The sequence below is a fragment of the Bradyrhizobium amphicarpaeae genome (assembly GCF_002266435.3).
Classification (GTDB): Bacteria; Pseudomonadota; Alphaproteobacteria; order Rhizobiales; family Xanthobacteraceae; genus Bradyrhizobium; species Bradyrhizobium amphicarpaeae.
Genome location: NZ_CP029426.2, coordinates 807,397 through 833,303 on the forward strand (window position 1 = coordinate 807,397; position 25,907 = coordinate 833,303).

Here is a 25,907-nt window from a genome sequence, read left to right on the forward strand (position 1 = left end):
CCGCAAGCGCGAGAGGTGCACCGAGTGCGCGGCTCGTTTCGTTCTATTTAAAGTTTAATGCGCCGCCGAGGCCGACTTCTTGCTTGCAACCGCCTTCGGTGCCGGCTTGGCGCTTGCCTGCGGCGCGCTGTCCCAGCCGCCGTTCGGGGCCGCAACGTTGACGGCGTCGTCGGGCTGCGGCTCGGCGCTGAAGGTCTGGATCGCAAGCTTGGCCGCGGCGAGCGATTGCGGGTCGAGGCGCTTGGCGACGTCGTCGCGCTTGCCGGACGCGTCAGTATCGCCCTGCGCGGCGGCCAGGCTGAACCATTTGTAGGATTCGGCGAGGTTCTGCTCCACGCCGATGCCGCGGGCATAGAGGATGCCGAGGTTGAACTGGCTGTCGGCGACGCCGCGATCGGCGGCCTTGCGGAACCACTGTGCCGCGCTCTTGTAGTTGGCGCCGCGCCCGCCGCCATCGGCGTCGAGTACCGCAAGATTGTGCATCGCCTTGGCGTTGCCGCGCTCGGCGGCCTGGGTGTAGTAGCGGCGGGCGACGTCGGCGTCCTTCTTCACGCCGAGGCCCTTCTCGTAGAGCGTGCCGAGGCGGAAGGTCGCCGGCACCACGCCGGCCTGCGCCGCGCGGTCGTACCATTTGGCCGCTTCGTCGTAATTCGTGGCAACACCCTTGCCTTCGGCAAAGCGCAGGCCGATCTCGTAGGCCGCGGTCGCATCGCCCTTCATCGCGGCGGTGCGCAGCAGCGGGCCGCCGATGCCGTCGGGCAGCTTTTCGCTCGACGGCACCTGGATCATGCCGAGCTTGGCGCGGCTCGTGCCCGACAGCGCGCCGGTGACGTCGCTGCTCGCGGCAGGCGGCGGCACGGCTGCGGCGGGCGCGGGCGGAATTTCAACCGAGGCCGAGCTGCCCGGGGCCGGAGCGGCGTTGTTCTGGGATTGCCGGCCGATCGGCGTCGGCGAGGTCATCGAGGGCGTGACCTGCTCGGGCGTGGCGGGCTTGTTCTCGATCACCGGCGGCGGCGGAGCCTGCGGCGCGGGCTGGCTCAGCGTATTGTCCATGGCCTGCGGCGCCGGCGGCGGGCTGCCCTCCAGCAGGTTCATCGCCATCTTGAAGGTGCCGAGCACGATCACGACCACGCTCGCGCCGACCAGCAGCGAGCGGATCTTCGAAGTGATGGTCGAGCCGCCGTCCTTGCCCTTGTCCTTGGCGCGATCGGCGCCGGCCTTCGCACTGCCCTTGGCACCGCGGGCCGGCTTTTCCGGCTGCGCGGCGGCGGCCTGAGCGGCACGGCGGGCGGCTGCGATGAAGCTCGACGACGACACCGGCTCCTTCGCGGCGGCGGGAATGTCGCTGATCGCGCTCTCGGAGGCGGCGATGCGTTCCGACGGCGTGGCAACGCGCCCACCGGGCCGTGTGCCCGGCTCGAGCGGATGATCCGGCGGCAATTCCGGCGCGAGCGCGGCGCGCGCGGGCACCGTGTGCGGCTCGAGGATCTCGCTGATCGCGCGCGGCGGGACCGGTGGTGCCGATGGCACCGGCGGCGGCGCGGCGGGGGCCGCGGCATGGAATTCACGCGGCGCGGCGGAGAAGGCGCCTTGTGAGAAGGCGCTTTGGCCGTGTTGCTGCGCGGCGGGGTTCGGCAGCTCGGGCTTCGGATCGTATTTCGGCTGCTGGGCCTGCGGCCGCGGCTCACGCGCCATCGGCGGCGCGGGCTCCATGGGAGCGGCCATCGGCATCGGCTGCACTGCAGGGGCCGGCGGCGCGGTGCGCACCGCGCGCAGATCGCCCTCGATCATGGAAAGGCGGTCGACGACATGGCCGAGCGCACTGTGGACGGCGTCGAGCGAGTCCTGGGTGCTGCGGGTGGTCTCGGCCTGGCTGAAGCGGATGTCGGACAGTTCGCGCTTGACCAGATCGACCATTCCGGAATCGGCCGGGGCCGCGGAACTGCGGCTCTCGGCCAGCGCGGAATAGGTCGCCTGCTGCCGCTCGAGGTGCCTGAGGATGTCGTGCAGCCCGTCCTCGACGCGGCTCAAATTGCCGTTGCGCGGATCGGCGGCGGCTTCGATCCGCTCCAGCAGATACGAGACGCGCTGTTCGAGATGGGCAAAGGTCGAGGCCGAATCGTTGCCGACCTGCATGCGGTCGAAGCGGTCCGACAGCGCGCGGATGGCGGATTCCAGGTGCTCGGTGCTCTCGGTGGCCTGCGGCCGCTCGCGCGTTTCCAGCGCCGCGGTGAGCGCCGCGATGCGCTGCTCCAACACCGCAAAGCTGTCGCCCTGGCCGGAGGCGCGGGTGACCTGGTCGACCTTGGACGACAGCATCTGCACGTCTTCGGACAGGCGTGCGAGCGCTTCGTTGGAGGCGACGTTGGAGACGATGCCGCGCAGCGCTGCGATCGCGCTTTCGAGCTGATGCACCGTCGAGGGATCGTCATTGGCGCGCAGGATCAGGTCGAGCTTGGCGCCGAGATTGCGGATCGCCTCGTCATAGCCGGTGAGCTGCTCCGCCGGCGTCAGCGTGCGCAGCACCTGCTTGATGTCGGACAGCGCGTGCTCGATACCCGACAGCACCTGGCCGTCGGTGCCGTTGGAACGCGTCTCGTCGATCCGTCGGTGCAGCGAGCGGATCTCGTTCTCGATCGACTCGATCGCGCGCCGCGGCATCGCCTCGGTGATGGCATTGCGGATCTCGGCAAGCTCGCTGCGGAACGCATCGATCGCCTGCTCGGTATTGTCGGGGCGCTGCAGCGACTCGATCTGGCTCGTGATCTTGAGCAGATGGCGCTCGAGCGCGGAAAAATCCGGCCCCGGCTGCGGTGGCGGCGGAGCATAGGCTGGCGCGGGCGGCGCCATCGGAGGTGCGACAGGGGCGGCCCAGGGAGCGGCGTTGGGCGCGATCGAGGGCGCGGCACGCGGCGGCATTTGCCGCGGCGTAAAGCCGTCGAGCTCGCTTTGCCGCGCGGTGATCTCGGCGACGGCGACGTCGAACGACGCGGGGCTCAGGGGCGGGGCGTTGCGATAGACCTGCGCTGCCGCGCGCTCGACCGCATCGGCCTGGCGCTGGCGCGCGTCGGCCGGCGCGGGGCGCGGAGCCGGAGGCTGCTGCGGTTGAGGCTGCGGCGGCCTGGAGATTTGCGACAGCCGCGCATCGAGCCGCGAGATCGCATCGTTGAGCTGGCGCGCAACGCCCTGCTCGCGCGCGACGTCTGGCCGCGAAGGGTCCTGCCGCGATGAATCCTGTCGTGACGAATCCCGGCGCTGCGCGGGCTTGGAGATCCGTTCGATCTGCTGGGTGATCGCGTCGAGCCGCTGGTGGATGTCGGCGACTTCGCGGCTTTCCTGGCTCGGAGCGGGCGGAGCTTGCGGCCGCTGGTCGTAAGGTTCGCGAAAGTTCGGGGGAGCAGTCTCGCCGAGGGTGGAGTTCAGCCAATCGTTGAGTGACATGCCGGCACGACGCGCAGCAGCTTCGGCCCGCTCCCTGACGGATGGATCGATGCCGTCAACACTCCACGATACGCGCGAATTCATGACTCTGTCCGGTTCCGACTCCGGCGCCCCACCCGGCGCCTCCAGTCTCCCCACGCGTGCCGATTGCAAGACAATCGGATTTGGCGCGGGTCGTCTGCCTCGAAAACCGACTTTTGTCCGTTACGGTAAATAACGGGTTAAGGAACGCGTTGACGGTGTCTTAAAGTTGGGCGGGGGGAACCGGGGGGGCGTTTTCCAGCCGTGACGGGTAGGCCCCCGAGTACGCTAGAGCTTCTCGGCTTCCGGTGGTTTCTCCGGCATGCTGGCCCGACATGAGACTGCTCTCAGGCAGCCTGTACACACGCGGTTTGCGCGAGCCTCTCAAATTGTGTATACAAATTGCGAATGCTTGATATCGAGTTTGACCTGAAAAAGGACGCGTCCAATCTCGACAAGCACGGGATTAGGCTCGCGCGAGCCCGCGAGTTCAGTCCGGTCAAGATCCTGCAGGACGACCGCAAGAACTACGGCGAGACCCGATATCGCGGCTTTGGATTCATCGGCAAGGGTGCCTTTGTCCTCGCATTCACCGTCACGGAGCTGAGGACGGGTGCAAGAGGGTCCGGGCGATCAGCCTTCGCCCCGCCACCGAAAAGGAGATTGAGCAATATGGTCTCACGAAAAAAGGTCGTTGATGATCCGGAGAACCCGGAGTGGACCGCAGCGGATTTTGCTCGGGCGAAGAACCCGGAAGAGGTGCTGTCGCCAGATGTTTTGTCGGTATTTGGACGAAAGCGAGGGCCTCAGAGAGCGCCTAAGAAAGTTCCGGTATCGATCCGCTTGAGCCCTGAGGTTGTTGGCTTCTTTAGGAAGAAGGGCCGTGGCTGGCAGTCGGAGATCGACACGACCCTCAAAAAGATCGTTCTTCGAAGCGACAAGCGCACCCATAAGGACCCGGTCCCAGCTGGAAAGCGGAAAGCCATCACGCCCAAGCGCGCGGCGGGGCGCTGAGGTCTGTACTGGTCGTACCGGTCCCTAGCGGGCGCCGATGTCACCGCGTCCAGTCCGGCAGAGATAGGTCTCGGGCTCCAAGACCCGCTCGCGCCTCGCGAGCGCCTACCCCTTCCCCTCGCGCTTGCCGTCTTCCAACGGCACCACCGTGCCCCTGCCGGTCATCGCCGACAGCGCATCGAGCGTCTCTTCGCAGAAGTCGGCCACCATCTGCTCATGCCGGGCGCCCAAGCGGAGCAGGAGCAGGTTTCCGAGGTCGAGCCGTCCCTCGGCGGTGCCCTCAGGGAAGCGCTTCTTCAGGATGCGCTCGTAATTGGCGTGGCGGTCGCGGTGGTGTTCCAGGCGGGCCATCAGATCGGTGCGCAATGGCTCGATGTCGATGCTGTCGAGCGCATGGAGGCGGACCAGCAGGTCGTCCTTGGTCGAGGCCGGCGTGCTTGGCCGCGCGGCCCAGTGCCGCAGCGCTGTTCGACCCTCCGGAGTGAGCGTATAAACCAGCTTGTTGGGCTTGCCTGTTTGCACGACCTCGCGGCCCTGGATGTGGCCGCGGTCGCGCAGCTTGGAGAGTTCGCGGTAGATCTGCTGGTGGTCGGCCTTCCAGAAGAAGCCGATCGAGGAGTCGAATGTCTTGGCGAGCTCGTAGCCCGTCATCGGGCGTTCCGTCAGGCATGCGAGGATTGCGTCGCCCAGTGCCATGACCGGCCTCCTTCTCCAGTATCGAACTCGCTTGACTTTATGCGTATCCGCGCATATGCGTCAATGTGCATATGAAGCGTGCAGGGCGGTGTCAAAATCCGGCCTGTAAAAGCTCAACGAAATCAATCAGCTCGCTACTGTGCATGGGGTTGTTTTCGCATTTTGATAAGGCCTTGAGGGAGGCACCCGAGAATGACCGGTCTCGACTCCTGGTACGCCTACATGAAGTCTCACGACCGCGCCGCGCTGTGGGACCTGCTGCACCCCGATGCCGTCTTCGAAAGCCCTGTCGTGCATTCGCCGCAGCGCGGACGCGACATCACCTTCAAATACCTCTCCAGCGCCGAGCAAGTGCTCGGCGGTCCCGGCTTCACCTATGTCGGTGAATGGCGCAGCGACAACGGCGCCGTGCTCGAATTCAAGAATGTCATCGACGGTATCGAGATCAACGGCGTCGACATCATCAGCTTCGATGCCGAGGGACACATCACCCATTTCAAGGTGATGGTGCGTCCGCTCAAGGCGATCAACATGCTGCACCGCCTGATGGCGGAGCAGCTTGCCGCCGCCCAATCATAAGCCCAACATCATCCTTCAAGCCCTCTGCCGGGAGACCGCAATGCCGATCTACAAAGCCCCCGTCGAAGACGTGAACTTCCTGCTCAACGACGTCTTCCAGATCGACCGCTACGACAATCTGGCCGGCTTCTCCGACGCCTCGAGCGACGTGCGCGAAGCCATTCTCGGCGAAGCCGCCAAGCTCGCCGAAGAGGTGCTGCAGCCGCTCAATCGCGTCGGCGATCTTGAAGGCTGCAAGCGCGCCGATGACGGCAGCGTCACCACACCGAAGGGTTTCAAGGAAGCGTTCAAGCAGGTCGCGGAGGGCGGCTGGCTCGGTCTGTCGGCGCCGACCGAGTTCGGCGGCCAGGGCCTGCCGGTGACGCTCTCGCAGGCCGTCAACGAATTCCAGATCTCCGCCAACATGGCGTTCTCGATGTATGGCGGCCTCACCATGGGCGCGACCGCGGCGCTGATCGTTCATGGTTCGCCCGAGCAGAAGCAGACCTACGTGCCCAAGATGGTCGCCGGCGAATGGACCGGCACCATGAACCTGACCGAGCCGCATTGCGGCACCGATCTCGGCATGCTCCGCACCAAGGCGGTGCGGCAGGCCGACGGCAGCTTCAAGATCACGGGCACCAAGATCTTCATCTCGGCCGGCGAGCATGACCTCGCCCCCAACATCATCCACCTCGTGCTCGCGCGCATCGAGGGCGCACCCGCCGGCATCAAGGGCGTGTCGCTGTTCGTGGTGCCCAAGTTCCTTGTGAATCCGGATGGCTCAGTCGGCGCCCGCAACGGCGTCGTCTGCGGCTCGATCGAGCACAAGATGGGCATCCACGGCAATTCGACCTGCGTGATGAACTACGACAACGCCACCGGCTGGCTGATCGGCGAAGAGAACAAGGGCATGCAGGGCATGTTCGTGATGATGAACGAGGCGAGGCTCGGCGTTGCCGTGCAGGGCCTCGCGCAGTCCGAGGTCGCTTATCAGAACGCGGTCGCCTATGCCCGCGAGCGCATCCAGGGCCGTTCGCTGACCGGGGCCAAGGCGCCGGACAAGCAGGCCGATCCGATCATCGTTCACCCCGACGTGCGCCGCACGCTGCTCTCGATCCGTTCCTTCAACGAAGCCGCGCGCGCCTTCGTGATGTGGACCGCGCTGAAGAGCGACGTCGCCCACCGCTCCGAGGACCCCAAAGATCGCCAGGCCGCCGACGATCACATGGGCCTGATGACGCCGGTGCTGAAGGGCTTCCTCACCGATTACGGCTTCGCCAACGCGGTGCAGGCGCAGCAGATGTATGGCGGCCACGGCTACATCGCCGAGCACGGCATGGAGCAGTTCGTGCGCGATGCGCGCATCGCCATGATCTATGAAGGCGCCAACGGCATCCAGGCGCTCGATCTGGTCGGCCGCAAGCTGCCGCGCGACGGCGGCCGCGCCATCATGGCCTTCTTCGGCGAAGTCATGGCCTTCGCCAAGGAGAACGGCGGCGACGAGGCGCTGAAGCCGTTCATCACGCCGCTGTCGACCTCGCTCGGCCATCTCCAGCAGGCCACGACCTGGCTGATGCAGAACGCGATGGCGAAGCCCGACAATGCCGGCGCCGCCGCAACCGATTACCTGAATCTCTTCGGCTTCGTCGCGCTCGGCTACATGTGGGCCAAGATGGCCAAGGTGACGAATGCCAAGATTGCCGAGAGCGGGGCGACGCCCTATCTCTCGACCAAGCTCGTCACCGGCCGTTTCTTCATGGAGCGGATGCTGCCGGAGACCGCCGCCAATCTCGCCCGCATCCAGTCCGGCTGCGCCACCATCATGGAATTGCCGGCGGAAGCGTTCTGAGGCTGCTTCCGCGTCTTCGAAATTCGAACATCACATCAGGAGGGCGTCATGCCTGAGGCATTCATCTACGACCACGTTCGGACCCCCCGCGGCCGCGGCAAGGCGGACGGCGCGCTGCACGAAGTCACCGCGCTCGCGCTCGCGACCGTGCCGCTTAAGGCGCTGAAGGACCGCAACAACCTGCCGCAAGACTCCGTCGACGACGTCATCCTCGGCGTGGTCGATCCGGTCGGCGAAGCCGGCTCCGACATCGCGCGCTTCGCCGCACTGAAGGCCGGTCTCGGCGAAGCCGTGCCCGGCGTGCAGATCAGCCGCTTCTGCGCCTCCGGCCTCGACGCCGTGAACTTTGCGGCCGCGCAGGTGATGAGCGGCCAGCATGAGCTGGTGATCGGCGGCGGCGCCGAATCGATGAGCCGCGTCGGCATCGGCGCCTCCGGCGGCGCCTGGCCGATGGATCCGTCGATGGCCGTGCCGGCCTATTTCATGCCGCAGGGCGTCTCGGCCGATCTGATCGCCACCAAATACGGTTTTTCGCGCGATGACGTCGATGCTTACGCGGTGCAGAGCCAGCAGCGCGCCGCGAAGTCCTGGGAGGAAGGCCGCTTCGACAAATCCGTGGTGCCGGTGAAGGACATCAACGGACTCACCATCCTCGCCAAGGACGAGCACATGCGTCCCTCGACGACGATGCAGTCGCTGGCGCAGCTGCAGCCCTCGTTCACGATGATGGCGCAGATGGGCGGCTTCGACGGCGTCGCGATCCAGTCCCATCCGGAGATCGAGCGCGTCAATTACGTGCATCATGCCGGCAATTCGTCGGGCATCGTCGATGGCGCCGGCGCCGTGCTGCTCGGCAGCAAGGAAGCCGCTAGCAAATACGGCTTGAAGCCGCGCGCAAAAATCCGCGCGTTTGCGAACATCGGCTCCGAGCCGGCGATGATGCTGACCGGTCCGGTCGACGTCACCGAAAAGCTGTTCGCGCGCTCCGGCATGAAGAAGTCGGACATCGACCTGTTCGAGCTCAACGAGGCCTTCGCCTCGGTCGTGCTGCGCTACATCCAGGCCTTCGACATCGACAATGCCAAGATCAACGTCAATGGCGGCGCCATCGCGCTCGGCCATCCGCTCGGGGCGACGGGCGCGATGATCCTCGGCACCGTGCTCGACGAGCTCGAGCGCACCAACAAATCCACCGCCCTGGTCACGCTGTGTATCGGCGGCGGCATGGGCACCGCGACCATCATCGAGCGGGTGTGACGAGCAGGTCCGTAGGGTGGGCAAAGCGAAGCGTGCCCACCATTGATATCTCCGCAAGTGACGGTGGGCACGGCGCTAGAGCGCCTTTGCCCACCCTACGAGATCACCATCAACCGCCGCGCCGAACACTGGCTGCTGGCACCGAGGGAGCACCACATGTCGTACAAGAACTTCAGGGTTGAGACCGACGCAGACGGCATCGCGCTCGTCACCTGGGACATCCCAGGCCGTTCGATGAACGTGCTCGACGAGACCTCGACCAGCGAGCTCGACGCGATCGTCAAGGCGACAACGGCCGACGCCGCGGTGAAGGGCGTCGTCATCACCTCCGCCAAGGACGCGTTCTGCGCCGGCGCCGACCTGTCGATGCTCGAAGGCATGAACCAGGCTTACGCCAAGGTGTTCAAGGAGCAGGGCGAGACCGCGGCGAACCAGATGCTGTTCGACCAGAGCCGCCGCTTCTCGCTGGTGCTGCGCTCGATCGAGACCTCGGGCAAGCCGTGGGCGGCCGCGATCAACGGGCTCGCGCTCGGCGGCGGTTTCGAGATCACGCTGTGCTGCCACTATCGTGTCGCCGCGGAGAATCCCAAGACCCGCCTCGGCCTGCCCGAGGTCAAGGTCGGCCTGTTCCCCGGCGCCGGCGGCACGCAGCGCGTACCGCGCCTGGTGCCGCCGCAGGACGCGATGACGATCCTGCTCAAGGGCGATCCTGTCACGGTCGAGAAGGCCAAGGCGCTGAACCTGATCCACGCCATCGTTCCCGCCGCCGATCTCGTCAAGGCCGCGAAGGACTGGATCAAGGGCGGCGGCAAGGCGGTCGCGCCCTGGGACGAGAAGGGCTTCAAGCTGCCCGGCGGCCCGGTGTTCTCCAAGGCCGGCATGATGATGTTCCCGGCCGGCAACGCGATCTATCGCCGCGAGACCTACGACAATTATCCGGCCGCGCGCGCGATCATGAGCTGCGTCTATGAAGGCCTGCAGTTGCCGATCGACGCCGCGCTGCGCGTGGAGTCGCGCTACTTCACCTCGGTGCTGCGCTCGAAGGAAGCGGCGGCGATGATCCGCAGCCTGTTCCTGTCGATGCAGGAGCTCAACAAGGGAGCGCGCCGGCCCAAGGACGTGCCCGCAACCAAGGTGAAGAAGATCGCCGTGATCGGCGCCGGCTTCATGGGCGCCAGCGTCGGCTATGTCTCGGCCCGCGCCGGGCTCGACGTCGTCCTGATCGACCGCGACCAGGAGAGCGCCGACAAGGGCAAGGCGCATGCGCAGAAGGTGATCGAGGAGCAGATCAAGAAGGGCCGCGCCAAGCCCGCGGATGCCGAAGCGCTGCTCGCGCGTATCACGCCGACCGCGGACTATGCGGCGCTGAAGGACGTCGACCTCGTCATCGAGGCGGTGTTCGAGGACCGCAAGGTCAAGGCTGATACCTTCGCCAAGGCGCAGGAGCACATGAAGCCGGACGTGATCTTCGCGTCGAACACCTCGACGCTGCCGATCACCTCGCTGGCCGAGTCCTTCAAGGACCAGGGTCGTTTCGTCGGCATCCATTTCTTCTCGCCGGTCGAGAAGATGATGCTGGTCGAGATCATCAAGGGCAAGAACACCGGCGACCTCGCGCTTGCGACCGCGCTCGACTACGTCCGGCAGATCGGCAAGACGCCGATCGTCGTCAACGACTCCAGGGGCTTCTTCGCCAACCGCTGCGTCGGCCGCTACGTCGCCGAAGGCAACGAGATGTTCCTGGAGGGCGTGCCGCCCGCGATGATCGAGAACTGCGCCAAGATGGCCGGCATGCCGGTTGGCCCGCTCTCGCTCTCCGACGAAGTCGCGCTCGATCTCGGCCTCAAGATCATGAAGGCGACCGAAGCCGATCTCGGCCCCAACGCCATCAACCCCGACCAGAAGAAGCTGATGGTGGAGATGGTCGAGAAGCAGGGCCGCCTCGGCCGCAAGAACAGCAAGGGCTTCTACGACTATCCCGAGAAGGGCAAGGGCTCGAAGAGCCTGTGGCCGGGCCTGTCGGCGCTGCAGCCGAAGCAGCTCGACCCCGACACGCTCAATATCGAGGAACTGAAGCAGCGCTTCCTGGTCGTGCAGGCGGTGGAGGCCGCGCGCACGGTCGAGGACCACGTCATCACCGATCCGCGCGAGGCCGATGTCGGCTCGATCCTCGGCTTCGGCTTCGCGCCGTTCACCGGCGGCACGCTGTCCTATATCGACTTCATGGGCGCGAAGAAGTTCGTCGAGCTCTGCCGCAAGCTGGAAGCGAAGTATGGCTCGCGCTTCACCCCGCCGAAACTGCTCGAGGAGATGGCGGCGAAGGGCGAAACCTTCTACGGCCGCTTCGCGCCGAAGAAGGCGGCGGCCTGAGAGCGCGCGTCCGCAAGATAAAGAAAGGCCGGATCGTCGATCCGGCCTTTCGCTTTTGGAGGAGCCTTGCTTACTTCGCCTGCGCGAGGCCTTCCTTCTTCAGGGCTTCCTGCACCTGCGGGCGCGCCGCGACGCGGGCCTTGTAGGCGGCAAGGTTCGGCATCGCCGAGAAGTCGAACTTCATCCGGTCGCCCCAGGTCAGCATCGTGAACAGATAGCCGTCGGCGACCGTGAACTGCTTGCCCATGAGGTAGTCGCGGCCGGCAAGCTGGCTGTCGATATATTTCAGCTTGCCCATGACGCGGTCTTTGAAGAAGGCCTTGGCCTCGTCGTTCAGGGCGGGTGCGAACATCGGCCCGAAGCTCTTGTGCACCTCGGAGGTGAGGAAGTTCAGCCACTCCAGCAGCTTGTAGCGCTCGGAACTGCCATGGGCGGGTGCCAGCGCCTTGGCGGCAGCCTGATCGGCGATCATCTGGACAATGACCGGACCTTCGGTCACGATCTCACCGCTGTCGAGGCCCAGCGCAGGGACCTGGCCCTTGGGGTTCAGCTTCAGATAATCCTCACCATTTTCGAGCTTCTTGGCCCGGAGATCGACCTTGACCAGTTCGTAGGGCAGGCCGGCTTCCAGGAGCGCGATGTGGGGGGACAGCGAGCAGGCACCGGGCGAGTAATAGAGTTTCATGGAATTTCCTCCTCTTGACGCTTGGTTGGGGCGAAAGAACGACTACATGCGCTTGCATGAAATAGTCAAGATTGATGCAGCTGCATCAAATGGGGTAAGAGACGGGCGACGAGCTTGAGCGGGACCATGAAACGCAAACCATCGACCGAGGCGACTTCCGCCTGGATCCGCCTCATGCGGGTGCAGAGCCGCGTGCTCGATTGCGTCGAGCAGGATCTGAAGAAGGCCGGCTTCCCGCCGCTGGCATGGTACGACGCCCTGCTCGAATTGTCGCGGGCGCCGTCGGGCGAGCTGAGGCCGGTGGAACTCGAACGGCAGATGCTGATCCCGCAATATTCCACCTCGCGCCTGATCGACCGCCTGGTCGACGAGGGCCTGGCTTCGCGGCGCGAATGCAAGATCGACAAGCGCGGCCAGTTCGTCGAGATCACGGAAGCCGGCCGCGAGTTGCAGAAGCGGATGTGGGGCGCCTATTCGGCCGCGATCGAGAAATATGTCGGTTCGAAACTGTCCGATGCCGATGCCGTCAAGCTCAGCGGTCTGCTCGACCGCCTCGGCTGCTCGTGCGGCGAGATGAAACTGCCGCCAGTCGCCAACCTCAACGAAACCTCGCCGTCGCGATGATCGCGCGGCACACCAGCTCGTCCGTGCGCCCGATGGGTTCGCGGACCATCCCGTCACCCGCGCGCGTTCGATCGAAGCGCCTTTTGATTAGAGTTTGATATGGCGCGAGACCAGATCGATATGACGCCGCTGCAATCGCGCGACGAGCTCGTTTCGTGGTTCGAGGCAGGCTGCAAGCCGCCGTCCGAGTGGCGAATGGGCACCGAGCACGAGAAGACGCCGTTCACGCTCGAAGGCCACCGCCCCGTGCCTTACGAGGGTGCGCGCGGCATCGGCGCGCTGCTCGAAGGCATGAAGCTCCTGCTCGGCTGGGAGCCGATCATGGAGAAGGGCAACATCATCGGCCTCTACGACGTCACCGGCGGCGGGGCGATCTCGCTCGAGCCCGGCGGACAGTTCGAGCTCTCCGGCGCGCCGGTCGAGAACGTGCACCAGACCCAGAGCGAGCTGATGGCGCATCTGGCGCAGGTGCGCGAGATCGCAACGCCGCTCGGCATCGGCTTCCTCGGTCTCGGCATGACGCCGTCCTGGTCGCGCGCCGACATCCCGGTGATGCCCAAGGGCCGCTACAAGATCATGACCAATTACATGCCGAAGGTCGGCCAGTACGGCCTCGACATGATGTACCGGACCTGCACCGTGCAGACCAATCTCGACTTCTCCTCCGAAGCCGACATGGTCAAGAAGCTGCGCGTCTCGCTCGCGCTGCAGCCGGTCGCAACCGCCTTGTTCGCCAATTCGCCGTTCACCGAAGGCAAGCCGAACGGCTTCCTCTCCTTCCGCTCCGAGATCTGGCGCGACACCGACAATGCGCGTGCCGGCATGATGCCGTGGGCGTTCGAGGACGGCATGGGCTTCGAGCGCTATGTCGATTATGCGCTCGACGTGCCCATGTATTTCGTCAAGCGCGACGAGGACTACATCGACGTTTCGGGCTCCTCGTTCCGCGCGTTCTTCGAGGGCCGCAACAACAACCTTCCCGGCGAGCGTCCGACGTTGTCGGACTGGGCCAACCATCTCTCGACGATCTTCCCTGAGGTGCGCCTCAAGCGCTATCTCGAGATGCGCGGTTCCGACGGAGGCCCGTGGGGCCGCCTGCCCGCGCTGTCCGCGTTCTGGGCCGGGCTGCTCTACGACGATGTGTCGCTCGACGCGGCCTGGGATATTGCGAAGCACTGGACCGCGCCCGAGCGTCAGTCGCTGCGCGACGACGTGCCGCGCTTCGGCTTCAAGGCGCGCATCAAGGACCGTTATCTGTTCGAGATCGCCAAGGAATGCCTCGTTCTGGCACATGCCGGCCTGCGCCGGCGCGGCCGGATCGACCAGCTCGGTCGCGACGAAACGCGGCACCTGGAGCCGCTCGACCGCATCATCGACTCAGGCCGGACGCCGGCCGAGGAGATGCTCGAAAAGTTCAACGGTCCCTGGCAGGGCTCGGTGGAACCGGCCTATGCGGAATACGCGTTCTAGGCCGATCGGCTGACGACCACGACCTGAGCCGTTCATCGCCCGTACAGGTTTGCGGCGATCAAATGACCGGCTGAAAAAGCTGAGCGTCGTCAATAACTCGAAAGCTGTTCCGATGTGGAAGGGCCGCCTGTCCGGCGCCGTCATGGCAAAGGTCATGGCAAAGGTCTTGGCAAAAGTCCCGGCAAGCGTCGTGGCATGTGCCACGCTGCTTTCGCTCGCATGCGCGGGCGTGCCGGTGCGCGCCCAGACTGCGTTCGACCGGCCCGGCGGCGACTATTTCAGCTCGCCGGTCGCGTCGGGCGATCCCGAGGATTGTGCGCTGCTGTGCGAGCGCGACCGCCGCTGCCGCTCGTGGAGCTTCAGCTATCCCGACGTCGAAGGCGGCGCAGCGGTGTGCTGGCTGAAGAACACCGTGCCGGCACGGGTGCCCGGCAGTTGCTGCATCTCGGGTGTGCGTGGCGCCGGCGTGATCGAGCCGCGGGTCGAGGGCGTGGAGACCTCGATCGACCGCCCCGGTGGCGATCTGCGCAATTTCGAGCTCAAGAACGGCGAGGGCGAAGAGGCCTGCAAGGCCGCCTGCACCGCCGACAACAAATGCCGCGCCTTCACCTACGCCCGCCCCGGCTACACCGGACGCGAGGCGCGCTGCTTCCTGAAAAAGGAAATCAAGCCGCCGCGACGGAAGGCGGGATTCACGTCGGGCGTGGTGCGGTGATGCCGTCGGTAGGGTGGGTAAGTTAGCAGGCGGCTGCGCAAAGCGCAGACGCCTGCGTAACCCACCATTTTTGGTTGCTGCCGGAAACGACAGAGGTGGATTACGCTTCGCCAATCCACCCTACGACTCTAATGCACGGCGGTGAAGAACCGGCCGAGCCGGAAGCCGGAGAGCCAAGTGTATACCGGCTGGCCGCGCATGCCGAGATCCCAGGAGCCGAGCACCGCATCGGCACGGCCGATCAGATTGTCGATCGGCAACAGGCCGACGCCGCCGGACCGCAGCGACACACGGCTGTCGGCGGAATTGTCGCGGTTGTCGCCGAGCACGAAGAGATGGCCGGCCGGCACCGTCACTTCGGGTGTGTTGTCGAGCGGGCCGTTGTCGCGCATCTTGAAGATCAGGTGCGAGACGCCGTTCGGCAGCGTCTCGACATAGCGATAGGCGGGTTCGCTGCCGCCATTGTCGTCCTCGGCGGCGCCGACGCCGTCCGGCTTGAGCTCGGCGGGGCGGTCGTTGATGAAGAGCTGGCCCTGCCGCATCTGGATGCGATCGCCGGGCAGACCGACGACGCGCTTGACCCAGGCCTGCGAGCGATCGCCGGGCCAGCGGAACACCACGACGTCGCCCTGCTTCGGCGTCTCCGCGAAGACGCGGCCGCTCTCGGGCAGGCTGATCTGGATCGGCAACGACGAGGTACCGTAGCCGTAGGGGAATTTCGAGGCGAGCAGCGCATCGCCGATCAGCAGCGTCGGCTCCATCGAGCCCGACGGCACGTAGAACGGTTCGGCAAGCGCGCCCTTGGCGATGAAGACGGCGGCGACGATGCCGGCGAGCTGTGCGATCTGCCCGGCCCAGCCGCTGCTCTTGCGCTTGGGGGTGACTGAGACCTTTTCTTCCATGCTCATGCGCCGGTTCCACCCACGGTGATGCGCTCCATCAGCAACGACGGCTGGCCGACGCCGACAGGCACGCCCTGTCCGTTCTTGCCGCAGGTGCCGATGCCGGTATCGAGCGCGAGGTCGTTGCCGATCATGCGGATGCGATGCAAATCGGTCGGCCCGTTGCCGATCAGCATGGCGCCCTTCAGCGGCGCACCCAGCTTGCCGTTCTCGATCTTGTAGGCCTCGGTGCACTGGAACACGTACTTGCCCGATGTGATGTCGACCTGGCCGCCGCCGAAATTCGCGGCGAAGACGCCATTCTTCACCGACGCCAGGATCTCGGCCGGATCGCGGTCGCCCGCGAGCATGTAGGTGTTCGTCATGCGCGGCATCGGCACATGGGCATAGCCCTGGCGGCGGCCGTTGCCGGTCGGCTTCATGTTCATCAATCGCGCGTTCTGGCGGTCCTGCATGTAGCCGACCAGGATGCCGTCCTCGATCAGCACGGTGCGGTTGGTCGGCGTGCCCTCGTCGTCGATCGACAGCGAGCCGCGGCGCGAGGCCATGGTGCCGTCGTCGACCACGGTGACGCCCTTGGCCGCGACCTGCTGGCCCATCAGGCCGGCAAATGCAGAGGTCTTCTTGCGGTTGAAGTCGCCTTCGAGGCCGTGGCCGACCGCTTCATGCAGCATCACGCCGGGCCAGCCGGCCCCGAGCACGACGTCCATCTCGCCGGCGGGGGCGGGAATGGATTCCAGATTGACCAGTGCCTCGCGCAGCGCGCCGTCGGCGGCATCGCGCCAGTTCTTGCTTTCGATGAATTCGGCATAGCCGGCGCGGCCGCCATAGCCCTTGCTGCCGCTCTCCTGACGGTCGCCCTGGCCGGCGACCACGGAGACGTTGACGCGCACGAGCGGACGGATGTCGCGATAGCTCTCGCCGTCGGGCCGCAGGATCTCGACCACCTGCCAGGTCGCACCCAGGCTGACGCTGACCTGCCGCACCCGCGGATCCTTGTCGCGCAGGTAGGCGTCGATCTCGGCAAGCAGTTTTACTTTTGTCTCGAAGCCCGGGGCATCGAGCGGGTTGTCATCGCCATAGAGCCGTGCATTGGTATGCGGCGGTGGCGCGGCGAAGCTGCCGGAATAGCCGCCACGCACGGCCGCGACGGCATCGGCAGCGCGAATCAGCGCCGGAAGCGACACGTCGGAGGAATGGGCGTAGCCCACGGCATCGTCCTTGACCGCACGCAAGCCGAAGCCTTGCGAGGTGTCATAGGTCGCCTGCTTCAGCCGCCCATTGTCGAACATCAGCGCTTCGGTCTGGCTGTACTCCAGGAACAGCTCACCGTCGTCGGCACCGGAAAGCCCGCGCGCGATCTCGTGGCGAACCTGGTCGCGGTCGAGATTGGCGCGGTCGAGCAGGGAGGTCGTGGCTGGGTTGGTCATGCGTCCGTCCATTAGCGGAAGATGTGGGGCAAGATAATGGTTTCGGACCGCTTCCGCGAGGGGGCGGGGCGTCACATTACGGAAACGATAGGATGGGGTTGCCCGGCGTGACGACACGAGGCGGGGTGGTGCAAGCGATCAAATGGCCTGACTGGCGTGGACGGCGGCCCGTCCGCGCCCTGCGATCGAAAGGGCGAGCCGCCGTCCGAGGTGCTATTTCAGCGGCAGGAAAACGTCCGCGACCGTCTCATGCTCCGGCACCTCCGGAAAGAAGCTCAGCCGCTGGCAATAGATCGGAAAGTCGCGTGCTTCCTCGCCGCTGGCCGGAAGCCAGTCGCGGTAAAGGTAGAGCGCGGCGGGCTCCAGATTGTCGGTGTAGCCGACGACCCGCAGCACCGCGCAGCGTCCGCCGGGGATCTCGCCGATCTTGATCTCCTCGCCATTCGCCTCGATCGGCCGGTCGGTCCCGACACAGAGATCCGTGCTGTAGGCGGCGGGCGAGGAAGGACGTCGCTCGGACCGCCAGACGTTGAAGGTCGGACTGGTCTTGGGGTGCAGGCCAGCGGCCCTGCGCCATGCGATGAACCGCCGGATGGTGGCGCCCAGCGTCGCCGGGTCGCCCCGATGCTCCATAATCGCCACCTTCGTGGGGGCTACGTCGCGTATCGTCACGTCGTCAGTGGTAAAGGTCTTCATGAGCTTGCTCCTCGCGTTGTCGAGAGGCCCGAAGGCCGCAAGCCACGGTTCCCATTCGGGAGAGTTGCGGAACGACGACGGCGATTGCCCGAACCGTTGCCGAAAGGCGCGGGCGAAGGCATCCGGGGCATCGTAACCGGCATCCATCGCGATGTTCGTGACGCTTTGGGCGTCCGCGTAGGCCAGCAGGTAGGAAGCACGCTTCATGCGGGCCAACTGGACATAGCGATGCACGGACAGCCCGAAGGTCGCGGTGAACTGCCGATGGAAATGAAATTTTGAGAAGGCCGCAACGCCGCTCAGCACTTCCAGGTCCAGATCAGCGTCGAGATGCCGGTCGATGTGATCCAGCACGCGCCGCATCCGGGCATGGTAGTGTTCGAGTGCCGCCTTCATCGTTCCTTCCTCCGTGGCGAGGCCAGTTAGGCGCTCACGGACATCGCGTGCTCGACCGATATTGCGGTTCGGACAGATCAAAGGCGGCTGCCGGCAACCGCTCGCGAGCGGCTCAGGATCACGGGATCGACAACGATTATCCGGAAAAAAAGCGTCCTACGGCAGCTTGTCGTAACCCTCGCCGAGCCCATTCAGGCTGAGCGGGAAGCCGATGCCTTCTTCGGGGGTCTCGAAGATGATGAAGGTCGCGGTCTTGGCGGTGCGGAGCTGGCCGAGCAGCTTGTCGTCCATAACGACTTCGGCGACGCAGCCATTAGGCAGGCAGCGGACGAAGCCGGCGCGGCCGACGTCCTGGTTGTCGAGCTTCAGGCCGAGGCCGGAGGGCAGCAAGACCCCCAAGGGTGCCACCACGCGCATCAGGCGGCTCTTCTGGTCGGCGGTCTTGAGCACGATGACGGTCAGGCCGGCGTTGGAGCGGTCTTCGGCTACCACGCTCTGGATCAGGGCGCATTGCTCGGTCTGGGCGCCCGGCGGGGTGTCGCAACGGATCTGCCAGTCGCCATGGACGGAGCGCACTGCGCCCTGCGCATGGGCGAGGCCGGGAAGTGCCAGAAGGGCGATCGCAGCCAGCAGGCCGGTCAGCGCCGGGAGGCGGGTGCCTTGCCTTCTAGCCAGCCTTGCCATCGATCTCGAAAACCCCATCGGGTCGGTCCCTCTGCTCGCCTTCCTCGCACGCGCTTGGCGAACTAATCTGGCGGACTGATACGGGAATGACGGCGTCTTGAAGGCAATTCCCAAGCAAATTCCACGCCGCCTCGTGCCGCCGCCGCCCGCACGAATCAGGTTCCTGCGCGGCCATCTGCCTGTGCCTACCGCGGGCAATTCCGCTGTCAAGCGGCAGCATCCCGGGAAACGGTATTTTTGTTTGATCTTACTAGGAAATATCTTGCGGGTGATCGCTGGCAGTGCGCACTGAAGACTGCATTGCGATAGATCAAAAATTATGGTTTGAGAGGCTTGATTTCGGCGTTCTCACGATCTGGCCCCAATTCCTCTTAGAGGTATTCTTGCGCGGCGGTTGTCAGGCGGGCGGATCGAATAAGCGTTTCCCGCAAACAGGGGGAACGCACTTGGGGTGATTTCGATGGGGAGCGCGAACGGCATGAAGATGTCGATGGGCCGGGTCGGCCGGCACTTGCTGGGATTGGCCGTGGCGGGTCTGACGCTGGCGACGGGCGGCGCCGCATTTGCCGAGCTCGGGCAGCCGAAGCCTTGGGAGTATACTCTGCAGGAGTCCGGCTCCCCGGTGATGGATAACATCGTCTGGTTCCACAACTTCCTGTTCGTGCTGATCACGCTGATCACGCTGTTCGTCCTGGCGCTGCTCGTGGTCGTGGTCGTCAAGTTCAACGCGCGGGCCAATCCGGTGCCGTCGCGGACCACTCACAACACGCTGATCGAGGTGGCCTGGACGCTGGTTCCGGTGCTGATCCTGGTCGGCATCTCGGTGCCGTCGTTCCGGCTGCTGTTCCTCGAGCTCGACGTGCCGAAGGCGGATATCACCATCAAGGCGACCGGCAAGCAGTGGTACTGGTCCTACGCCTATCCCGATAACGGCAAGTTCGAGTTCGACTCGCTGATGGCGCAGGACAAGCAGCCCCGCCTGCTCGGTGTCGACAACGAGATGGTGGTGCCGGTCAACAAGGTGATTCGCGTCCAGGTCACCGGCGCAGACGTCATTCATGCCTTTGCGTTGCCGGCTTTCGGCGTCAAGATCGACGCCATTCCTGGGCGCCTGAACGAGACCTGGTTCAAGGCTACCAAGACCGGCATGTTCTACGGCCAGTGCTCGGAGCTGTGCGGCAAGGACCACGCCTTCATGCCGATCGCCATACGTGTGGTGAACGACCAGGAGTTCGCCTCCTGGGTCGAGACGGCGAAGAAGAAATTTGCGAGCGGCGGCACCAGCACCTACGCCTCCGCAGCCGGCCCGACGCAGTAAGCGTCGGGTGACGGCTTTCAGGGACTGAAAGCGACATAAGGGCGGGACCTCCAGGGGTCCGAACGGGACGCAAGGCAGGATTTGAAAATGGCAACGAGCGCAGCGGCACACGGCGATCACGCCCACGGACACGAAGAGCATGCCCATCCGACCGGATGGCGGCGCTACGTCTATTCGACCAACCACAAGGACATCGGCACGATGTACCTGATCTTCGCGGTCATCGCCGGCGTCATCGGCGCCGCGATGTCGATCGCGATCCGTGCCGAGCTGATGTATCCGGGCGTGCAGATCTTCCACGAGACGCACACCTATAACGTGTTCGTGACCTCTCACGGCCTGATCATGATCTTCTTCATGGTCATGCCCGCGATGATCGGCGGCTTCGGCAACTGGTTCGTGCCGCTGATGATCGGCGCGCCCGACATGGCGTTCCCGCGCATGAACAACATCTCGTTCTGGCTGCTGCCGGCCTCGTTCGCGCTGCTGCTGATGTCGACCTTCGTCGAAGGCGAGCCGGGCGCGAACGGTGTCGGCGCCGGCTGGACCATGTACGTGCCGCTGTCGGCTTCCGGCCATCCGGGTCCGGCCGTCGACTTCGCGATCCTGTCGCTCCATCTGGCAGGCGCTTCGTCGATCCTCGGCGCCATCAACTTCATCACCACGATCTTCAACATGCGCGCGCCGGGCATGACCCTGCACAAGATGCCGCTGTTCGTTTGGTCGATCCTGGTGACGGTGTTCCTGCTGCTGTTGTCGCTGCCGGTGCTTGCCGGTGCGATCACCATGCTGCTCACCGATCGCAACTTCCACACGACCTTCTTCAACCCCGAAGGCGGCGGCGACCCAGTGCTGTTCCAGCATCTGTTCTGGTTCTTCGGTCACCCCGAGGTTTACATCCTGATCCTGCCCGCCTTCGGCATGATCAGCCAGATCGTCTCGACCTTCTCGCGCAAGCCCGTGTTCGGCTATCTCGGCATGGCCTACGCCATGGTCGCGATCGGCGGCATCGGCTTCGTGGTCTGGGCGCACCACATGTACACGGTCGGCATGTCCTCGGCGACGCAGGCCTATTTCGTCGCGGCCACGATGGTCATCGCGGTTCCGACCGGCGTGAAGATCTTCTCCTGGATCGCCACGATGTGGGGCGGCTCGATCGAATTCCGGGCACCGATGATCTGGGCGGTGGGCTTCATCTTCCTGTTCACCGTCGGCGGCGTCACCGGCGTCGTGCTGGCGAACGCCGGCGTCGACCGCGTGCTGCAGGAGACCTACTACGTCGTCGCGCACTTCCACTACGTGCTGTCGCTGGGTGCGGTGTTCGGCATCTTCGCCGGCTGGTACTACTGGTTCCCGAAGATGTCGGGCTACATGTACAACGAGACGCTCGCGAAGGCGCACTTCTGGGTGACCTTCATCGGCGTCAATCTGGTGTTCTTCCCGCAGCACTTCCTCGGCCTGTCGGGCATGCCGCGCCGCTACGTCGACTATCCCGACGCGTTCGCGGGCTGGAACCTGGTCTCGTCGGTCGGGTCCTACATCTCCGGCTTCGGCGTGCTGATCTTCCTCTACTGCGTGTTCGACGCCTTCATGAAGAAGGTGCCGGCCGGCGACAATCCGTGGGGTGCGGGTGCGACCACGCTGGAGTGGACCTTGCCCTCGCCGCCGCCCTTCCACCAGTTCGAAGTGCTGCCCCGCGTGCAGTGATCGATCTCCCGCGGCGCTCGTGACGGGCGCCGCGGCTTTATAACGAAGCGAGTTGAATTTAGTGTCCGTCCTCGACCACAACGCCATCGACATCAATCCCCGCATCTCCGAAGCGGAGGTCGGCGACTACGTCGCGCTCTTGAAGCCGCGGGTGATGTCGCTGGTGATCTTCACCGCGCTGGTCGGGATGGCAATGGCGCCCGGGCGTTTCCACTGGGTGCTGGCGATCACCTCGCTGCTCTGCATCGCCGTCGGTGCCGGCGCCTCCGGCGCGCTCAACATGGCGCTGGAAGGCGACATCGATTCCAAGATGTCGCGCACCGCGAACCGGCCGATTCCGCGCGGCCGCATCACCCGCCCCGAAGCCATGGCGTTCGGCCTGACGCTGTCCTTCTTCTCGGTGATGACGCTCGGTATCCTCGTCAACTGGATCGCGGGCGCGCTGCTCGCCTTCACCATCTTCTTCTACGTCGTGATCTACACGATGGGCCTGAAGCGCTGGACCGCGCAGAACATCGTGATCGGCGGTGCCGCCGGCGCGCTGCCGCCGGTGGTGGCGTGGGCGGCGGTCACGGGCACGGTCGACGTCGAGCCGCTGCTGTTGTTCGCCATCATCTTTTTCTGGACGCCGCCGCACTTCTGGGCGCTGGCCCTGTTCCGCTCCGACGATTACGCGCGCGCCGGCATTCCGATGCTGCCCAATGTCGCCGGTCCCGACGCGACGCGGCTGCAGATCCTGCTTTACACCGTCGTGCTGATCGCAGTCGCCGCCGCGCCCTGGGCGCTCGGCTATTTCGACGCCGTCTACGGCATCGTCTCGCTGATCCTCGGCGCCGGCATGCTGGTGCTCGCGATCAACGTCTACATGCGCCGCGAGCGAACTGCGTCGCTGCGCGCGACCCGCAAGCTGTTCGCCTTCTCGATCCTCTATCTGTTCGTGCTGTTTGCGACCCTCTTGCTCGAGGTCGTATTCCGCGCGCTGGCTCCTATGGTCTGGGGCGTATGATCACCGCGATGGCCGACAAACCCGAGCTAGATGGAATCGTCCTCACCGAGGCGCAGAAGAAGAGCCGTCGTCAGCGCTCGATCGCGATCGCGCTGGCGCTCGGCGTGCTGGTGGTGCTGTTCTTCGCCGTCACCATGGTCAAGGGGCCGGCAGTTCTCGTGCGGCCGATGTAGGAACATGGATCACGAGCCCACCATATCGCAGGATGTCAGCGTCAAGCCGGCCAATCGTGAGCCGGCCAAGCGCCGCGGGCTCGGCCGCGACGTGGTGGTTGCTTCCATCTGCGGCGGCGTGGTCGCGCTGATGGTCGGCGCCTCCTACGCGGCGGTGCCGTTCTACAACTGGTTCTGCCGTGCCACCGGCTTCAACGGCACGACCCAGGTCGCGACCTCCGCGCCCGCCACCGGCCCGATCGCGCGGAAGATCTCGGTGCGCTTCGATTCCAACGTCGCGCCCGGCCTGCCCTGGAAGTTCGAGCCGGAGCAGAGCGAGATCGAGGTCAATATCGGCCAGGTCGTGACCATCTTCTACACCGTGACCAACCAGGCCGCGCGCACCACGTCCGCGCAGGCCGCCTACAATGTCGCGCCGCTGACGGTCGGCTCCTATTTCCAGAAGATCAACTGCTTCTGCTTCACCGAGCAGACCATGGCGCCGGGCGAGAAGCGCGAGATGCCGGTGGTGTTCTACGTCGATCCGTCGATCGCCGACGATCACGATAACGACGGGCTTAACACCATCACGCTGTCCTACACGTTCTATCCGGTGAAGGATCCCGTGGTGAAGCCGCTGGCATCGGGCGAAGGCGACAAGCGCAAGGGAAATCTCTGACCGCCGGGCTCACGCCCGGAAGGTTGGACACAAGGGGATAAGTGCCCGACAGGCACGGGATTGAGGAGAGAGACCGCAAATGGCAACGGCGCACACCAAACATCACGACTATCACCTGGTCGATCCGTCGCCCTGGCCGGCCGTCGGTTCGGTCTCGGCCTTCATCATGGCGGTCGGTGCGATCACCTGGATGCATCACATGTTCTCGGCTGCGCCGATCGTGTTCGGCGTCGGCACGGTGGGCGTGCTCTACACCATGGCGAGCTGGTGGGGCGACGTGATCAAGGAAGCCCAGTACAAGGGCGATCACACCCGCGTCGTGCAGCTGCACCACCGCTACGGCATGATCCTGTTCATCGCCTCCGAGGTGATGTTCTTCGTCGCCTGGTTCTGGGCCTATTTCAACGCGGCGCTGTTCCCGGCGGACGCGGTCCACGCCACGCGCGATGCAGTGTTCGGCTGCGGCCTCGGCACTGCGGCCGGCGCCTGTGCCGTCCCCGGCACCTGGCCGCCGCATGGCATCGAGACCTTCGATCCCTGGCACCTGCCGCTCCTGAACACGCTGATCCTGCTCACCTCGGGCACCACGGTGACCTGGGCTCACCATGCGCTGCTGGAGAACGACCGCCAGGGCCTGAAATACGGCCTGATCCTCACCGTCGTGCTCGGCGCGCTCTTCACCTGCGTGCAGGCCTATGAGTACAGCCATGCGGCGTTCTCGTTCGGCGGCAACGTCTATGGCGCGACCTTCTTCATGGCGACCGGCTTCCACGGTTTCCACGTGCTGGTCGGCACCATCTTCCTGCTGGTGTGCCTGTTCCGCGCCTATGCCGGGCATTTCACGCCGACGCAGCATCTCGGTTTCGAGTTTGCCGCCTGGTACTGGCACTTCGTCGACGTGGTCTGGCTGTTCCTGTTCCTCTGCATCTATGTCTGGGGACACGGCGCCGAGACCATGGCCCACGGCGCGCACTGAACCGCGACGCTTGGATCAGAAAGGGCGGCCGCCGGGCCGCCCTTTCGCTTTTCGGGCCGCCGGAAAGTTTCGGCGGAAACTATGATAGAGTCACTTTCATGAACGACACCGCCGCCAAGCCCGAGCCTGAAACCACCGTCCTGCAAAGCGCGCTGCGCGGGCTTGCCTGCAGATGTCCGCGCTGCGGCCAGGGCAAGCTCTATGCGGGCTTCCTGACGCTCGCGCCCGCCTGCGACCGCTGCGGTCTGGACTACGCCTTCATCGATACCGGCGACGGGCCGGCGATCTTCATCATCATGCTGGCCGGCGGGATCGTGGTGGCGGCCGCACTCATCGTCGAGGTCAAATACCAGCCGCCTTACTGGCTGCATGCGGCGCTGTGGTTGCCGCTGATCCTGGTCACCACGCTGTTGCCGTTGCGTGCGATGAAGTCGCTGCTGATCGCGCTGCAATTCCATCACAAGGCGGCGCCGGGCCGGTTGGTCGACCGCGCGAAATGAACCAGCCTGCGCGCAAGCCCCGCGTGGCCGGCTTCGCGCTGTTCACGCTGTTCCTCGCGGCCGTCTTCGTCGCGCTCGGTGCCTGGCAATTGCAGCGCCGGACCGCAAAGCACGCGCTGGTCGCAGCCCTCACCGAGCGCCTCGCAGACGTGCCCATCGCGCTGCCGCCGCCTTCGCAATGGGCCGCACTCAATCCCGCGCGCGACGAATTCCGCCGTGTCAGCTTCACCGCGACCTACGCGGCCCTGCCGGATGCGATGGTTTATTCCTCGGGCTCCGCGGTGCGCAAGGACGCCTCCGGCCCCGGCACCTGGGCGTTCCTGCCGGCGCGACTTCCCGGCGGCGAGACGGTCGTGATCGATGCGGGCTTCGTCGAGAACACGATGCAGGATCGCAGCGTCGAGGATCGCGCGGTGAAGAAGCTCGTCACCGGACAGCCAGTCGCGCTCACCGGTTATCTGCGCTTTCCCGAGCCGCCCGGCTGGCTGACGCCGGCGGAGAACCGCGACAAGCGGCTCTGGTTCGTGCGCGATCATCCGGCGATCGCAAACGCGCTCGGCTGGGGCACGGTCGCACCGTTTTATGTCGACCTCGAGCAGCCCGCGCCCGAGAACGGCATTCCGCGCCCGGGGCCGCTCGACGTGCATCTGAAGGACGATCACCTGCAATACGCCGTCACCTGGTTCATGCTCGCAGGCGCCGTGCTGATCGCCTTCGCCGTGTGGGCACGAGGCCGGCGGCAGAGCTGAACTCGTCCG

At 65.4% G+C, this 25,907-nt stretch carries 23 protein-coding genes; 16 read left to right on the plus strand and 7 right to left on the minus strand.

The window, feature by feature from the left end; all coding sequences use genetic code 11:
• Positions 1-54: 54 nt before the first annotated feature.
• Positions 55-3,525 (minus strand): tetratricopeptide repeat protein, encoded by a 3,471-nt coding sequence (locus CIT40_RS03930; RefSeq protein ID WP_162307343.1) that lies wholly within the window; start codon positions 3,523-3,525, stop codon positions 55-57.
• Between the two features lie 345 nt (positions 3,526-3,870).
• Here CIT40_RS03930 and CIT40_RS03935 point away from each other — a divergent pair, with 345 nt between their 5' ends.
• A complete protein-coding gene (locus CIT40_RS03935) occupies positions 3,871-4,476 on the plus strand; it encodes a BrnA antitoxin family protein (protein ID WP_094890812.1) in 606 nt (201 codons plus the stop codon).
• 105 nt (positions 4,477-4,581) lie between these two features.
• On the opposite strand, the gene CIT40_RS03940 is transcribed toward CIT40_RS03935, so the two are convergent.
• Positions 4,582-5,172, minus strand: a complete 591-nt coding sequence (locus CIT40_RS03940; RefSeq protein WP_094890811.1) for a PadR family transcriptional regulator — start codon at positions 5,170-5,172, stop codon at positions 4,582-4,584.
• A 192-nt stretch (positions 5,173-5,364) separates the two neighbouring features.
• Here CIT40_RS03940 and CIT40_RS03945 point away from each other — a divergent pair, with 192 nt between their 5' ends.
• The 4 genes from CIT40_RS03945 to CIT40_RS03960 all read left to right on the plus strand — a co-directional run bounded on the left by CIT40_RS03945 (position 5,365) and on the right by CIT40_RS03960 (position 11,209).
• Complete coding sequence (locus tag CIT40_RS03945; protein WP_094890810.1) at positions 5,365-5,751, plus strand: nuclear transport factor 2 family protein; 387 nt, start codon at positions 5,365-5,367, stop codon at positions 5,749-5,751.
• Positions 5,752-5,791: 40 nt separating this feature from the next.
• Positions 5,792-7,582, plus strand: coding sequence for an acyl-CoA dehydrogenase C-terminal domain-containing protein (locus tag CIT40_RS03950; RefSeq protein WP_094890809.1), 1,791 nt, complete (start codon positions 5,792-5,794; stop codon positions 7,580-7,582).
• Positions 7,583-7,630: 48 nt separating this feature from the next.
• Complete coding sequence (locus CIT40_RS03955; RefSeq protein ID WP_094890808.1) at positions 7,631-8,839, plus strand: acetyl-CoA C-acetyltransferase; 1,209 nt, start codon at positions 7,631-7,633, stop codon at positions 8,837-8,839.
• 156 nt (positions 8,840-8,995) lie between these two features.
• The gene (locus CIT40_RS03960) at positions 8,996-11,209 is read left to right on the plus strand and encodes an FAD-dependent oxidoreductase (RefSeq protein ID WP_094891060.1); all 2,214 of its coding nucleotides are present in this window, start codon (positions 8,996-8,998) and stop codon (positions 11,207-11,209) included.
• Between the two features lie 70 nt (positions 11,210-11,279).
• On the opposite strand, the gene gstA is transcribed toward CIT40_RS03960, so the two are convergent.
• Complete coding sequence (gstA, locus tag CIT40_RS03965) at positions 11,280-11,894, minus strand: glutathione transferase GstA (RefSeq protein WP_094890807.1); 615 nt, start codon at positions 11,892-11,894, stop codon at positions 11,280-11,282.
• 126 nt (positions 11,895-12,020) lie between these two features.
• Between gstA and CIT40_RS03970 the strand changes: the two genes are divergently transcribed.
• From CIT40_RS03970 to CIT40_RS03980, 3 genes are all read left to right on the plus strand, one after another.
• Entirely contained in the window at positions 12,021-12,518 is a 498-nt protein-coding gene (locus tag CIT40_RS03970) for a MarR family winged helix-turn-helix transcriptional regulator (protein WP_094890806.1), read from the plus strand.
• A gap of 99 nt (positions 12,519-12,617) precedes the next feature.
• Positions 12,618-13,988: a glutamate--cysteine ligase gene (locus CIT40_RS03975; protein ID WP_094890805.1), complete on the plus strand. Its 1,371-nt coding sequence runs from the start codon at positions 12,618-12,620 to the stop codon at positions 13,986-13,988.
• Between the two features lie 112 nt (positions 13,989-14,100).
• A complete protein-coding gene (locus CIT40_RS03980) occupies positions 14,101-14,703 on the plus strand; it encodes a PAN domain-containing protein (RefSeq protein WP_094890804.1) in 603 nt (200 codons plus the stop codon).
• Positions 14,704-14,831: 128 nt separating this feature from the next.
• Here CIT40_RS03980 and lepB read toward each other — a convergent pair whose 3' ends face one another.
• The 4 genes from lepB to CIT40_RS04000 form a co-directional block, all read right to left on the minus strand.
• Positions 14,832-15,611, minus strand: coding sequence for a signal peptidase I (gene lepB / locus CIT40_RS03985; RefSeq protein WP_094890803.1), 780 nt, complete (start codon positions 15,609-15,611; stop codon positions 14,832-14,834).
• The gene (tldD, locus tag CIT40_RS03990) at positions 15,608-17,035 is read right to left on the minus strand and encodes a metalloprotease TldD (RefSeq protein WP_094891059.1); all 1,428 of its coding nucleotides are present in this window, start codon (positions 17,033-17,035) and stop codon (positions 15,608-15,610) included. Before tldD ends, lepB begins: the two co-directional genes overlap by 4 nt.
• Positions 17,036-17,248: 213 nt before the next feature.
• A complete protein-coding gene (locus CIT40_RS03995; RefSeq protein WP_094890802.1) occupies positions 17,249-18,127 on the minus strand; it encodes an AraC family transcriptional regulator in 879 nt (292 codons plus the stop codon).
• Positions 18,128-18,283: 156 nt separating this feature from the next.
• Positions 18,284-18,829 carry an invasion associated locus B family protein gene (locus CIT40_RS04000; RefSeq protein WP_094890801.1) on the minus strand — a complete coding sequence of 182 codons (546 nt, stop codon included), beginning with the start codon at positions 18,827-18,829 and terminating at the stop codon, positions 18,284-18,286.
• 460 nt (positions 18,830-19,289) lie between these two features.
• Here CIT40_RS04000 and coxB point away from each other — a divergent pair, with 460 nt between their 5' ends.
• The 8 genes from coxB to CIT40_RS04040 all read left to right on the plus strand — a co-directional run bounded on the left by coxB (position 19,290) and on the right by CIT40_RS04040 (position 25,898).
• Positions 19,290-20,129, plus strand: a complete 840-nt coding sequence (gene coxB, locus CIT40_RS04005; RefSeq protein ID WP_094891058.1) for a cytochrome c oxidase subunit II — start codon at positions 19,290-19,292, stop codon at positions 20,127-20,129.
• 87 nt (positions 20,130-20,216) lie between these two features.
• A complete protein-coding gene (gene ctaD / locus CIT40_RS04010; protein ID WP_094890800.1) occupies positions 20,217-21,836 on the plus strand; it encodes a cytochrome c oxidase subunit I in 1,620 nt (539 codons plus the stop codon).
• 61 nt (positions 21,837-21,897) lie between these two features.
• Complete coding sequence (locus CIT40_RS04015) at positions 21,898-22,842, plus strand: heme o synthase (RefSeq protein WP_094890799.1); 945 nt, start codon at positions 21,898-21,900, stop codon at positions 22,840-22,842.
• Entirely contained in the window at positions 22,839-23,015 is a 177-nt protein-coding gene (locus CIT40_RS04020) for a CoxF protein (protein ID WP_094890798.1), read from the plus strand. Before CIT40_RS04015 ends, CIT40_RS04020 begins: the two co-directional genes overlap by 4 nt.
• A gap of 4 nt (positions 23,016-23,019) precedes the next feature.
• Positions 23,020-23,673, plus strand: a complete 654-nt coding sequence (locus tag CIT40_RS04025; RefSeq protein ID WP_094890797.1) for a cytochrome c oxidase assembly protein — start codon at positions 23,020-23,022, stop codon at positions 23,671-23,673.
• Positions 23,674-23,752: 79 nt separating this feature from the next.
• Complete coding sequence (locus tag CIT40_RS04030) at positions 23,753-24,649, plus strand: cytochrome c oxidase subunit 3 (RefSeq protein ID WP_094890796.1); 897 nt, start codon at positions 23,753-23,755, stop codon at positions 24,647-24,649.
• Positions 24,650-24,747: 98 nt separating this feature from the next.
• Positions 24,748-25,149, plus strand: a complete 402-nt coding sequence (locus tag CIT40_RS04035) for a DUF983 domain-containing protein (protein WP_094890795.1) — start codon at positions 24,748-24,750, stop codon at positions 25,147-25,149.
• Positions 25,146-25,898, plus strand: coding sequence for an SURF1 family protein (locus CIT40_RS04040; protein ID WP_094890794.1), 753 nt, complete (start codon positions 25,146-25,148; stop codon positions 25,896-25,898). Before CIT40_RS04035 ends, CIT40_RS04040 begins: the two co-directional genes overlap by 4 nt.
• Positions 25,899-25,907 lie beyond the last annotated feature (9 nt).